This is a genomic window from Photobacterium sp. DNB22_13_2 (assembly GCF_052873915.1).
Map to the genome: position 1 here is coordinate 116872 of NZ_JBNNXU010000008.1, position 13163 is coordinate 130034.

Below are 13163 nucleotides of genomic sequence, written 5' to 3' on the forward strand. Positions count from 1 at the left end.
AGTGCTAAAGGGACTTATATGTTTGATGAAAATACTCAAGGAACAGTTTTTAATATTCAGAAGTTCTCTCTACATGATGGGCCTGGTATTAGAACGATTGTTTTTTTGAAAGGGTGTTACCTATCTTGTAAATGGTGTAGTAACCCTGAGTCTCAAAAATTCACACCATCAGTGATGTTCGAAAAAAAACAATGTGTCGGTTGTGGTAATTGTGTTAGGTCCTGCCCTCAAGCGGCGATCAGCCTGGAAGGCTCTAATCGCGTTGACCATGATAAATGTGTTGGTTGTGGCACGTGTGCCAGTGTTTGCCCAACAGGTGCTTTGTCCATGACTGGCAAAACAATGACAGTTAAGGAAGTGCTGGATGATGTATGTAAGGATGCCGTGCATTACCGTCGTTCAAGTGGTGGGCTAACGTTGTCCGGTGGCGAACCATTAGCACAACCTGATTTCGTTGAAGCCCTGTTGCGTTCGGCAAAGGCACGTGGCTTGCACACCGCTATGGAAACAACAGGGATCGCCTCCCCGGCAGTGTTGGAGAGGGTTATTCCACTACTGGATGTTGTGTTGCTCGATATCAAAACGTTTTATAGTAAACAACATGAAAAGTATACGGGGCTTGCTAATGATGTTGTGCTTAAGAATGCTTTAACAATATCTAAATTGGCAAAAAATTTATCAATACGGGTACCACTAATTCCTGAGTTTAATGCAGATGAGCAAAGTATTAAAGCAATCGCTACTTTTGCATCATACTTGGATAATGTAACCCGTCTGCATATTCTTCCATATCATAATTTTGGTCAAAGCAAGTATTCATTGCTCGAGCAGGATTATTATTATGAAGGTTTTAAAACACCACCTCAAAACGATATCGAAAAGTTTAAAGGTATTGTTGAGTCATTGGGCATTGAATGTGTAATAGGTGGCTAATTTCATTAAGGAGCAAAGATGAAATATTTAATTAAAAAGGATGTTTTTCATCAATGTGTATCTGAATTCCTCGGTTTAGGCGTTGTTATCTTTTTTGGGGTTAGTTGCCTTTGTGCTTCTGTGTTAGCTGGTGCCAATTTTAGCTTGTGGGAAATCTGCATCGTTTGGGGGGTAGCTTTTGCTCTGGGTATTTATTTAAGTGCTGGTGTATCAGGTGCGCATCTTAACCCTGCTGTAACCATTGCATTGTGGCGCTATGCAAACTTTGACGGCCGTAAAGTTGTACCTTATATCGTGGCCCAAACTGCAGGCGCATTCGCTGGGGCAGGCCTTGCTTATCTGATCTACCATAATCTTTTTGATGCATTTGAGCTGGCAAATAATATCACACGAGGTAGTGCTGATAGCCTGCCGCTTGCAGGGTTGTTCAGTACTTACCCACATTCAGAAATCAGTCTCTTGCAGGCAGGGATAGTGGAATTTGTTATTACCGCAGTGTTGATGTTGCTCATTATGGCTCTGACGGATGATGGGAATGGACTCCCCCGTGGCCCATTGGCTCCTCTGCTTATCGGTTTGCTAGTTGCTGTAATTGGCGCCGCAACAGCACCTTTGACAGGTTTTGCGCTTAATCCAGCCCGTGACTTTGGACCTAAGCTATTCACTGCTATGAGTGGATGGGGAAGCATGGCATTTTCAGGAGGCAGTTCGATTCCATATTTCATTATACCGATTGTTGCTCCTATCCTGGGGGCCTGTGCAGGTGCCAGCCTTTATTCGTATAAGCCTCGAGAAGGTAGCGATGTGACCACTGAAGCCACTGATACCTAATTATCTAATGCGGCAAATAGGCTAAGTGTCGTTCGTATAGGTGTAAATAATCAATTAATAGAAAGTAGGTACATGTGATGAAAACAGCATTTGGAATGGTCGAAGTTACTGGGTTGGCGCTTGCTATTACTGTCGCTGATGTTATGGCAAAGTCTGCCAACATTACCATTGAAGGTTTAGAGCGTGCCAATGGCTTTGGCTGGATTTTGATTAAAGTGACTGGTGATGTGGGCTCTGTTAATGCAGCCATTGATACCGGTGCAGCTTTTGCGAAATCTCAGCAAGGTTTATGTGGCAGTAAAGTCATTGCACGACCTGCAGATGGGCTAGGGCGCTTCGTGGCTACCCCTCCAGTAGAGAAGCCAAAAACAAACCAGCAAGGTGAAGCCTTAGCAAACAAACAGGCAGTAGCCTCTCAACAGCCATCAAATGATAGCCAGCCCAAAAGGGCGAGAAGCACAAAGACCCCTCCAGCAAAGGTCAATAATACTAAACGGGATGCGGCACCTAGTGCCAGTAGGGCTAAATCGGTAGTTAAACCAAAGAGCCATGGTAGTCGAAACACGACTCCTCCCCAGGCGGTTAGCCAGGAGGAAACAGAAGCATGATGGAATGCGATGCTCAAGCTGTTGCCAGCAAGGTTGTCGATGTATTGCGCCATCGAAAGGTTCCTATTGGAATATCTAATCGGCATGTTCACCTTTCTGAACGTGATTTCGAACAGTTGTTTCCAGGGCAATCACTCACTGTTGATAAGCCATTATTGCAACCAGGGCATTTTGCAGCGACTCAGACCGTGACATTAAAAGGTCCGAAAGGGGTGCTGAATAACGTCCGGATTCTTGGCCCGTTGCGTCCAGATACACAAGTTGAGGTGTCTGCCACTCAAGCAAGGGAGTTGGGTATCAAGGCTCCTGTGCGTATGTCTGGTGAATTAGAAGGCTCCCCAGGAATACAAATCATCAGCAATTTTGCCGAAGTCACCCTTGAACAGGGGGTCATTGTTGCTAACAGGCATATACATATGAATTCATTCGACGCTTTGCTTTTTGGTGTTGATGATTGTCAGCGTGTAGATGTTTTGGTTGGAGAGCCACCGCGTACTGTCCTGTTTAAGAATGTTGTCATCCGTGTTGACCCTCAATTGGTATTAGAGATGCATTTAGATACGGATGAGGCAAATGCTGCAGGTTTAACTGGAATGAAGGATACAGGTCAAATCATGCTTGGTAGCAAGGGTTAGGTGCCTTATGACGATTGTAAATAGCTCGCGAGCTATTGCTTTGCATCCGAAGCAGCTGGAATCAGGGTTGGATGCAATAGTAGAGCAATTGCCAAAGGGAGGGCTTGATGAGCTGCATATAGTGCTACCTGATTTACCATTTTTATTGGCATTGTTTGAGCTCAATAGTAGTCACAAAGCGGTTCAAACTGTGATGGAGGCATGGTCAATTGGGCTTCAGACCTTGCTAATTATTCACCGGCAGCTTTTACCAATACTGGCAGTAGAACAGTTAGAAGCACTTCCTGTCACCATTAGGGATCATAAAGGTATTGATGTATTCAGCTGTGATAAACCTTGGATAAATTACAGCGACGTTGCTGTCTATTCGGATTGCTGGCTGTTAACACGAAAGAAAGTGCAGTTTACAGATTTGGCTCGTGAACATATGCAAAACAAGCATATTCAAACACCAAATAAAAGGAGTGCCCATGTATCTCGCTAAGGTTATCGGCTCCACCGTTGTTCCTCAGAAAATACCATCATTGACGGGTAAGAAATTAATGTTGGTTGAACCTATAACAGCAAAACAAGTAATAGCAGAGGGTGCCCAAAGAGTTGCAGTTGATGCCGTTGGTGCTGGCGTTGGGGAGGTTGTCATTGTAGCGCAAGGAACGCCAGCAAGTAACTATTTTCATGAACCAAATCAGGGGATTGATGAAGTCATTGTTGGGATTGTGGACAGTTTGAACTGTGGCTGAGGCCTAAACATCATTTTTCATGCATCTATTCGCGAAGGGATTGTAAGTGTTATGAGTCAATTGAATATCGAAACATTGGTCAGTGACATACTGGCACAGAGTGTGTTTAGTCCAAATGGAAAAGTTTCATCGCATGTTGGAGGAGCCGGGTTTGAAACCGTCAATTCAGCAATCAATGCTGCTAAATTAGCGTTTGAAGAGCTCAATAGCAGCCCCATTTCGGTAAGAAGTGTAATTATAGAAGGTTTGCGTAATGAATTAGTTGCCGATATTCCAGACATGGCTGAGCGAGCCTGGCAAGAGACTGGGATGGGTAATGTTTCTGATAAGGTGTTAAAAAATAAAGCTGCTCTCGAAAATACACCTGGAACAGAGGATCTTGCAACTCAAGCATTGACCGGCGATGGTGGTTTAACTCTGTTTGAATATTCACCTTATGGGGTTGTGGGAGCGGTAGCGCCTAGCACTAACCCGACAGAAACCATTATTAATAATGTTATCGGGATGATAGCAGCAGGCAATAGTGTGATTTTTAGCCCACACCCTGGTGCGAAAGAGGTTTCAATTTGGTTAATTAATAAAGTTGAGCAGATTATTTTTGACCAATGTGGGATCCGTAACTTAGTTGTTTGTGTAAGCAATCCAAGTTTTGAAGCAACTAGACAGATGATGGAGCACCCTGATGTGCCACTGCTGGTGGTAACGGGCGGACCTGGCATTGTGTCTATGGCAATGAAAACAGGTAAGAAAGTGATTGGTGCTGGTGCTGGCAATCCACCGGTCATTGTTGATGATAGCGCTGATATAAAAAAGGCTGCAGTAGATATTATCAGCGGAGCGTCTTTTGACTTTAATTTGCCTTGTATCGCTGAGAAAGCCGTTGTTGTGGTCGACTCTGTCGCCCAAGAACTGCTGCAAGCAATGGAAGAATTTGGTGCTCATTGGGTCAAAGACCCAGTAGATGTTGAGCGTTTGCGGCAAGTAGTAATAAATGAAGCCGGTGATGCGAACAAAGCGTTGGTAGGACAAAGCCCGGCAAAAATACTGGATGCAGCAAATATCGGCTACCAAGGTCAGCCAAAGTTAGTGGTTGCTTCAGTAAGCGCTGATGACCCATTGATGATTGTTGAGCAATTAATGCCTATGTTACCTGTCGCTACCGCTTTTAATTTTGAGCAAGCACTGTCAATTGCTCGTGATGTTGAAGGTGGAAATTTACATACTGCCATTATGCATTCGAAAAATATTGATCACCTTAATCGCGCAGCAAGAGTCATGAGAACCAGTATTTTTGTGAAAAATGCCCCTTCTTATGCTGGGATTGGTGTTGGCGCAGAGGGTTTCACTACTTTCACTATTGCAACGCCAACAGGTGAAGGAACGACTTCTGCACGCTCATTTGCACGTTTGCGCCGCTGCGTATTGAGTGAAGCTTTTAATATTCGTTAAGAGGCCGGTATGAAAGCTTTTTCTATACCAACGCAGCTGTTTAGTGGCATATCTAGTTTAGATGTATTGCAGCAGTACCACCGACAACGGATATGGATAGTTTGCGATCAGTTTTTAGCCGATAGTCATGCACTGAAATCTATCTTAGAAACCTTGCGGGTGAGAAATGAAGTCGCTTTGTATACAGATGTTACCCCCGATCCAACAACTGTAGATGTTGCGATGGGTATTGATAAGATGGCGAACTTTTCGCCTGATACAGTTATTGCTTATGGAGGTGGCTCAGCTATTGACCTTACCAAAGCGATTTTATACTTGAGCCCCAAAGATAAAGAGCGTCGGACATTTATTGCGATACCCACCACAAGTGGTACGGGATCAGAGGTGACTCAGTTTAGTGTTGTGACTGTTGCTGATAAGCAGATTAAAGTTCCGTTGTATGATGAAGAGCTGCTTCCTGATATAGCTATTCTAAATGCGTTCCAGACACTTACTGTACCCCCTGAAGTGACAGCGAATACTGGTATTGATGTTCTAACCCACGCCATAGAAGCTATGGTGTCTATTAACCATGATGATTTCAGTAATGCCCTGGCTGAGAAAGCGATTACTTTAGTTTTTAAGTACTTGAAGCCAGCCTATGACGATGGCAACAATCTAGAAGCACGGCAAAAACTGCTTAATGCTTCGAGCCTAGCTGGGTTGGCTTTTAATCATGCGGGTTTAGGGTTAACCCATGCGATTGCTCATCAGCTTGGGGCGTCATTACACATACCTCATGGGTTGGCAAATGCGCTTTTGTTGACAAAGGTAATGGAATTTAATTGCCAGTCAACGCGAAGTTTGGAGACGTATGCAACCTTGGCCCGTTGCCTAGGTTTTGTACCTCGCCATACTGATGCAAAAACAGGTGCACACGCAATGATAAAAGCGACTGGTGTATTAATTGCGTCGTTGGGGATAGATACAGGTGAAAAATTAAAATGTGATGCTGGCCTTATCCATACAATGGCAACAAGAGCGCTCGAAGACCCAACATTAAAAACCAACCCCATACAACCAGATTATAAAGCGATAAAACAAATCATTGAGGTGATTTAGGTATGGAAGGCGCAACGATGTTCAACCAACCAGACCGTGTTGTTCAAGAATATGTTCCAGGCAAAGAGGTCACATTGATTCATTTAATTGCTAACCCTGCGATTGATGTGATTAAAGCCCTTGAGTATAACTCTGAAGGCAATGCAATAGGTTTAATTACTATTTCACCGGGTGAAGCTGCAATTATTGCAGCAGATCTCGCAACAAAATCTGGTGCCGTGAAGGTTGAGAAATTAGATATTGGAAATGGTTCTGTTGTATTGAAGGGAGATGTTTCGTCAGTTGAATATGCGCTTCAGCAGGTAAGGGAGACCTTAGCCTTAGTTATGAAGTTTGCAGTATGCCCGATAACTTGCACCTAGTAGTGAATTATATAAAGTTCAGTTTTTAAAAATCTAACAGGTATACGATGTTAGTTACAAGGAATGTCAATGAGTGATTTTATTTTATCTATAAATGCTGGCAGTTCATCATTAAAATTTCAGTTAATAAAAATGCCAGATGAAGATTGTATTTTATCTGGACAGTTCGATGGAAAGCGAACCGCATTAACACGGTTTAGTGCAAAGAAAATTAATGATGTTAAAAAAGAGGAAGATGGGGCTTGGGATTTTACTTCAGCAGTAAAGTATCTTATTAGTTTTTTATTAGAAGAAAAGCTAATTGGTAATGCTGATGAAATTTATTGCGTTGGCCATCGTGTTGCTCATGGAGGAGAAGACTATTCACAGCCGGTTCTGATTAATGAAGACGTTAAAACAGCAATTTTGAAACTTTCAAAGTTAGCTCCCATTCATAACCCGATTAATTTGCTATGTATTGAAGCATTTGAAGAGGTGTTGCCTAAAGCCAAAAAAGTTGCTGTATTTGATACTGCATTCCACCAAACATTGCCTGAAGAGCAGTTTTTATATCCATTGCCGTATACACTTTATGAAGATAATGGAATAAGAAAGTTTGGATTTCATGGAATTAGTCATCAATATATTAGTATCACAGCAGAAGATAACTTTAAAAATGAGTATTACAACAAGGTTATTTCATGCCACTTGGGTAGCGGTTCGAGTATTTGTGCGATTGAAAATGGACGCTCTGTTGCGACAACAATGGGTTTTACTCCGTTATCTGGCTTGATGATGGGAACCCGCTGTGGTGATATTGATCCATCATTACCAATATATTTGTCGCAGAATACACAAATGAGTCCAAACGATGTTAATACAATGATGAATAATGCATCAGGGTTATTGGGTGTATCTGAATTATCAGATGACTGTCGAGTTCTCGAGCAAGCAAGAAAACAAGGTGACCACAAAGCAGCCCTTGCATTGCAGATGTATTCAAATCGAGTGAAAGAAACTATTGGCCGTTATGCTTCAATTCTTGGTGGTGTTGACCTCTTAGTCTTTACAGGTGGGATTGGTGAAAACTCAGCGTTAATTAGGCATCTAGTTACTGACTCTCTGGGGTATTTAGGGTTATATCTCTGTGAAGAAAGTAACATGAAAAATGAATCAATTATTAGTAGGCCTAATTCAAAAGTTGATGTGATGGTAATAAATACTAATGAGCAATTAATGATAGCAAGAGAAGCCAGCAGAGTCGTTGGCTAAATATTTAACTTGCTAGAGTTTGTAATTTATATCGATTAATTTGGAGATAACTATGGCTTTTACACTTGCTTTCCCAAAAATTAATATTTCAGGAGAAAATGCAATCACAGAATTAGCAGCATTGATTGCTGCTAAAGACCCTGGGCATGGTTTAATTATTGCCGATGCAGCACTTGATAAGCTGGGCTTGCTGACGCCACTTTGCGAAGCGCTAGATCGCTGCGGTCTAACTTATTCATGTTTCACCGATACCATTCCTAATCCAACCGTTTCGGTTGTCAACAGTGCCTACGATTGCTTGGTAGAGGCAGGGGCGGATTATATCATTGGCTTTGGGGGAGGTAGTGCTATTGATACTGCTAAAGCAGTAAAAATCTTGTCTGGAAATCCTAAGCCAATTACTAACTACACAGGAGTAGGTCAGGTCAAACATGTCGGCGTCCCCTTATATGCGATTAATACAACGGCAGGTACTGCGGCTGAAGTGACAAGTAACGCAGTAATAACTGACGAAATTAACAAAGTTAAATGCGTAATCATAGACAGTAATATTATTCCTGATGTGTCAGTGAATGATCCAAGTATCATGCTAGGCCTTCCTTCTGATGTGACTGCGGCTACTGGTATGGATGCGTTAACTCATGCGGTTGAAGCTTTCGTGTCGGTAGGAGCACATGTATTGACCAATCACTCTGCATTGGAGTCTGTAAGGCTAATTGCCGAATACTTACCTCAGGCTGTCGATGATGGTAACAATTTTGAAGCGCGTGAAATGATGGCATTGGGGCAGTTTCTTGCGGGTATGGCATTTAACAGCGCTGGGCTGGGTATGGTTCACGCTATGGCGCATCCAGCTGGAGCGCATAAAAACCTACCGCACGGGGTGTGCAATGCCATTTTGCTACCTATTGTTTGTGAGTTTAACCGTCCACATCGGGTTGAAGAGTTTGCCAAACTGGCAGTTGCCTTAGGCTGTGATGTTAGTGCGATGACACAAGAAGAAGCTAGTGTCGAAGCGGTGCAAGCGATTCGCAATCTCAGTAAACGAGTAGGGATCCCTCGTGGATTTAGTCAGCTCGGAGTGACAGAGCAAGATGTTGCCGAATGGGTTGATAGTGCTATGGCAGATCCATGTGCAGGTGGTAACCCCGTTACGATGAGCCCTGAAGATGTTTTAGCGTTATACAAGAAGTCACTGTAATTGGATATGTCTCGAGTGATGTATCGTCAGGTTTATGACTCGAGACAGCCATCTTAGATTTTTAGCAGGAGGTCAGGATGAATTCTTTTTTACAGCAACTACAAAATGCGGGTGTAGTTGGTGCCGGGGGAGCAGGTTTTCCAATTTATATGAAGCTCGATTGCCAAGTCGATATATTGATCGCGAATGGTGCAGAGTGTGAGCCACTATTGAATAAAGACCAGTTGCTAATGCAACAAGATCGTCATGCCCTGATTCAGGGGATGGCGATGGTCATGGAACAGATAGGTGCAAAACGTGGCATTATCGGAGTCAAAAAGAAGAATAGCCAAACTATATGCGCGTTGAAAGAAGGGTTGCCAACCAATATTACGATTTTAGAGTTGGAAGATACTTACCCGGCAGGAGACGAAGTTGAATTAGTCTACCGCGCAACAGGGGAAAGGATACCGGCTGGTGGCTTGCCAAAAGATATTGGGATAGTTGTAAATAATGTTGAATCTTTGATCAATGCGTATTGGGCTAAACAAAATCAGCCAGTTACTGAAACCATGGTAACGGTTCATGGTGAAGTAGAACACCCATTTACTGCTCGCCTTCCTGTTGGTATGAGTTACGCGGATGCGATTGCTTTGGCGGGTAGGATCACCTGTGATGATTACGTGATCATTGAAGGTGGGCCTATGATGGGGAGCTTGACTTGCGATATTAATAAACCGCTAACAAAAACTTCCAGCGGACTTTTAGTGCTAAAAGCCGATAGTCGCGTGGCGAAGATTAAACAGCGTAGTGATCAGCAAGTGATTAAGATTGCCAGATCGGCTTGTGATCAGTGTGGTCACTGTACAGCATTATGCCCCCGTTCATTGTTGGGATACCCCATTGATCCACGGAAAGCGATGCGAGTTGCTCTTGTGGCTAATGATCAACATGCTCTTGCAGCTCAACCATGTTGTGGTTGTAACTTATGTACTATGTGGTCTTGCCCAGAAGGTGCTGATCCGCAGAGAGTTTGTAGCCTTGCCAAAAAAGGGCTTGGTCAGCAAAACTTAATGAGAACACCTGAGCAATTACAGTCTCTTACCCAAGATGTTCATCCATTAAAAGCATTTCGTAGCGTTGCTACATCCCGTTTGATGCGTCGTTTAGAGGTATTGGACTATTATCAGCATCCAGCTGGATATTTGTCGGATATACCAACAGTCAAGCGTGTTGTTATCCCCATGTCTCAGCACATAGGTCGCCCAGCGGAGCCAATTGTTCAGGTTGGGCAGATGATAGAAAAAGGGGAGATGATTGCTAAGCCTGCAGCGGATAGTTTGAGTGTTGCGATGCATGCCAGTATTAGCGGACGGGTGGTTAGCGTTGCTGAGAATATTACGATTGAGAGTGTAAACAATCATTAGGGAAGTGACATGAATAATGCGATAGGTTGTATTGAGCTGAACTCAATTGCTAGAGGGTATCAGGTAGCTGATGCAATGGTAAAAGCAGCTAATGTAAGGATTGTTTTTCACCGAACGACATGTCCAGGCAAGTTTATTGTGTTGGTAAACGGTGATATTGGAGCGGTCAAGGCTGCAGTAGACCATGGCTTATCCGCTGGTGGTGGAGAGGTCGTTGATAATGTCGTCATATCTAATATTCATTCTGATGTATTTATGGCCATTTCTGGTACAAGTGAGATTGCTCGAGGTGGAGCATTAGGTGTTATTGAAACGTTTTCTGTCGCAGCAGTTATTGAAGCTGCAGACGCGGCGGTTAAAGCGAGTGATATCCAATTAATGGATATCCAATTAGCAATGGCTATTGGTGGCAAAGGAGTGGTGACATTATGTGGTGATGTATCTGCTGTGCAATCAGCAGTTGAAATCGCCTGTGACAGAATTAAGGATAAAGGCGTGTTAGTTAATCAATGTGTTATCCCGAATCCAAGCCGAGAGATTCTCGAAACGTCGTTATAACCTCATCGGTTTTTAATCCAATATTGTGACCTGGAAGCGAGACTTCTTTAATAATTTGCAGCTTTGTTCCCTTGGGAGGTAAAGGCTTCAAAGGTTATCAATCATGCAATTGTTTATCTTCAATATATAGTTTGAGGTGGACACATGAAAAACCTGATTGCAATTGATTTGGGCGCGGGAAATGGACGGGTAACTCTCGGTTGTTTTGATGACAAAAAACTGTTGCTGAATGAATGTCATTGGTTTGAAAATAATATCCCAAAACGTGACGGCTATATTTGTTGGGGCATTGAAAACATCCTGACAGAAATAAAGCAAAGTATAGAGAGTAAACGACAAACCGGTATTTCACTTGATTGTTTTACGATTGATAGTCGTGGGGGGGATTTTGTCCCCTGCGACAAATACGGTGAGATCCTGAGCTTGCCTGTTACCTACCGTGACGCTCGCACCAAGGGCGTGATGAAGGATGTAATCGACCTATTTGGTGCCACCAACCTCTATAAGCAGACTGTATTCAGCTTATTCCTGATTACCTCGGCTATCGCCTTAACGGTGAAAAGAACTGCGAATATACCATCGCCACGACCTCATAAATACTCGACTGCCTTGGCAAGGGCTAGGTTAACTCACTGTTGGATAGGCTGGGTATTCCCAACCGCTTGGTTAGCCATTACCACAGCCCAAGTTTTAACCGGTCAATCTCTTTGCTTTGGTCGCGGTTTGTTTCCCTGTGCGGGCAAGATATGGCAATTGAAAGCAACGCTAAGAGATAACCCTGAGAGAAAATTATGGACGAGCGAGAAAATAATATATTAAGTGCATATCAGCTGGCCAAACAGCGGTTCGAGCAATTGGACATTGATGTCGAAGCGGCTCTGAAAACCGTGGACGGTATTGCTATCTCGATGCACTGTTGGCAGGGGGACGATGTTGCCGGGTTTGAGAACCCACAGGGGGGACTGACAGGCGGTATCCAGGCAACTGGTAGTTATCCGGGGAAAGCAACCACAGCTGAACAATTGCGACGGGATCTCTTTGAGGCCATGACCATGATTCCTGGTTCATTACGCCTGAACCTGCATGCGATCTACCTTGAAGCAGACCAACCGGTCGAGCGTAATGAAATTGAGCCCAAGCATTTTTCAAATTGGGTTGAATGGGCCAAACGCAATGAAATCGGCTTGGATTTCAACCCCACTTGCTTCTCGCATCCGCAGAGCAGTGATGGTTTTACCTTGACCCACCCGAATGATGAGATTCGCCAGTATTGGATCGATCATTGCAAGGCAAGCCGCCGGATATCGGCTTACTTTGGTGAGCAACTTGGTACTCCCTCGATCATGAATATCTGGATTCCTGATGGCTATAAGGATCTGCCGGCAGATCGCTTAGCACCTCGTCAGCGTTTGCTGGCATCTCTGGATGAAATCATTGCTGAAGATCTTCCTGTTGAATACCACATTGATGCGGTCGAATCGAAGCTGTTTGGTATCGGCGCCGAAGCCTATACCGCCGGGTCGAATGAGTTTTATCTTGGTTACGCCGCATCTCGTGATGTGGCTCTGTGTCTGGATGCCGGCCATTTCCATCCCACCGAAGTGATTTCCGATAAGATATCGGCAGCCTCCCTGTATGTGGAAAAAATGTTGCTTCATGTTAGTCGACCGGTGCATTGGGACAGTGACCATGTCGTACTACTCGATGATGAAACCCAAGCGATCGCCAATGAAATTGTCCGCAACAACTTGTTAGAACGGGTCACCATTGGCTTGGATTTCTTTGATGCCTCGATCAACCGTATTGCTGCATGGGTAATCGGTACCCGCAATATGCGAAAGGCATTGCTTAAAGCCTTGTTAGAGCCAACAGCACAATTAAAACGTGCCGAATCGAATGGTGATTACACTACGCGTTTGGCTTTGATGGAAGAGAACAAATCGCTGCCCTGGACAGCTGTATGGGATTATTACTGCCTGGAGCAGGGAGTACCGGTTGGAAATGACTGGTTGGAGCAAGTGAAACAATATGAGACCGAAGTAACAATGAAACGATAAACGTATTGGTTGGCTGCAAGTGAATGCGCCG

15 protein-coding genes are annotated in these 13163 nt (G+C 43.8%); all 15 read left to right on the forward strand.

The features are described 5' to 3' along the window. The first annotated feature begins 18 nt into the window (after positions 1 to 18). On the forward strand, positions 19 to 933 hold the full coding sequence (locus ACVA58_RS14110) for a glycyl-radical enzyme activating protein (RefSeq protein WP_446511075.1): 915 nt from the start codon (positions 19 to 21) through the stop codon (positions 931 to 933). An 18-nt stretch (positions 934 to 951) separates the two neighbouring features. Next, the gene (locus ACVA58_RS14115) at positions 952 to 1764 is read left to right on the forward strand and encodes an MIP/aquaporin family protein (RefSeq protein ID WP_446511076.1); all 813 of its coding nucleotides are present in this window, start codon (positions 952 to 954) and stop codon (positions 1762 to 1764) included. A 77-nt stretch (positions 1765 to 1841) separates the two neighbouring features. Then, positions 1842 to 2372, forward strand: a complete 531-nt coding sequence (locus ACVA58_RS14120; protein WP_446511077.1) for a BMC domain-containing protein — start codon at positions 1842 to 1844, stop codon at positions 2370 to 2372. Beyond that, positions 2369 to 3007, forward strand: a complete 639-nt coding sequence (gene pduL / locus ACVA58_RS14125) for a phosphate propanoyltransferase (RefSeq protein ID WP_446511078.1) — start codon at positions 2369 to 2371, stop codon at positions 3005 to 3007. Before ACVA58_RS14120 ends, pduL begins: the two co-directional genes overlap by 4 nt. A gap of 7 nt (positions 3008 to 3014) precedes the next feature. Beyond that, positions 3015 to 3491, forward strand: coding sequence for a PduM family microcompartment protein (gene pduM / locus ACVA58_RS14130; RefSeq protein ID WP_446511079.1), 477 nt, complete (start codon positions 3015 to 3017; stop codon positions 3489 to 3491). Next, positions 3478 to 3747 (forward strand): EutN/CcmL family microcompartment protein, encoded by a 270-nt coding sequence (locus ACVA58_RS14135; RefSeq protein ID WP_446511080.1) that lies wholly within the window; start codon positions 3478 to 3480, stop codon positions 3745 to 3747. The genes pduM and ACVA58_RS14135 overlap by 14 nt, the downstream gene beginning before the upstream one ends. A 51-nt stretch (positions 3748 to 3798) precedes the next feature. After that, complete coding sequence (locus ACVA58_RS14140; protein WP_446511081.1) at positions 3799 to 5196, forward strand: aldehyde dehydrogenase family protein; 1398 nt, start codon at positions 3799 to 3801, stop codon at positions 5194 to 5196. A 9-nt stretch (positions 5197 to 5205) separates the two neighbouring features. Then, the gene (locus tag ACVA58_RS14145; protein WP_446511082.1) at positions 5206 to 6297 is read left to right on the forward strand and encodes an iron-containing alcohol dehydrogenase; all 1092 of its coding nucleotides are present in this window, start codon (positions 5206 to 5208) and stop codon (positions 6295 to 6297) included. Positions 6298 to 6299: 2 nt separating this feature from the next. Further along, entirely contained in the window at positions 6300 to 6659 is a 360-nt protein-coding gene (locus ACVA58_RS14150; RefSeq protein ID WP_039459942.1) for a BMC domain-containing protein, read from the forward strand. A 69-nt stretch (positions 6660 to 6728) separates the two neighbouring features. Continuing rightward, positions 6729 to 7910, forward strand: coding sequence for an acetate/propionate family kinase (locus tag ACVA58_RS14155; protein WP_446511083.1), 1182 nt, complete (start codon positions 6729 to 6731; stop codon positions 7908 to 7910). 52 nt (positions 7911 to 7962) lie between these two features. Beyond that, entirely contained in the window at positions 7963 to 9111 is a 1149-nt protein-coding gene (locus tag ACVA58_RS14160; RefSeq protein ID WP_446511084.1) for an iron-containing alcohol dehydrogenase, read from the forward strand. A gap of 77 nt (positions 9112 to 9188) precedes the next feature. Further along, a complete protein-coding gene (locus tag ACVA58_RS14165; RefSeq protein ID WP_446511085.1) occupies positions 9189 to 10517 on the forward strand; it encodes a 4Fe-4S dicluster domain-containing protein in 1329 nt (442 codons plus the stop codon). Between the two features lie 9 nt (positions 10518 to 10526). Continuing rightward, positions 10527 to 11075, forward strand: a complete 549-nt coding sequence (locus ACVA58_RS14170) for a BMC domain-containing protein (protein ID WP_039459948.1) — start codon at positions 10527 to 10529, stop codon at positions 11073 to 11075. Between the two features lie 144 nt (positions 11076 to 11219). Further along, positions 11220 to 11894, forward strand: coding sequence for a hypothetical protein (locus ACVA58_RS14175; protein WP_446511086.1), 675 nt, complete (start codon positions 11220 to 11222; stop codon positions 11892 to 11894). After that, entirely contained in the window at positions 11867 to 13132 is a 1266-nt protein-coding gene (rhaA, locus tag ACVA58_RS14180; RefSeq protein ID WP_446511087.1) for an L-rhamnose isomerase, read from the forward strand. The genes ACVA58_RS14175 and rhaA overlap by 28 nt, the downstream gene beginning before the upstream one ends. The last annotated feature ends 31 nt before the right edge of the window (positions 13133 to 13163 follow it).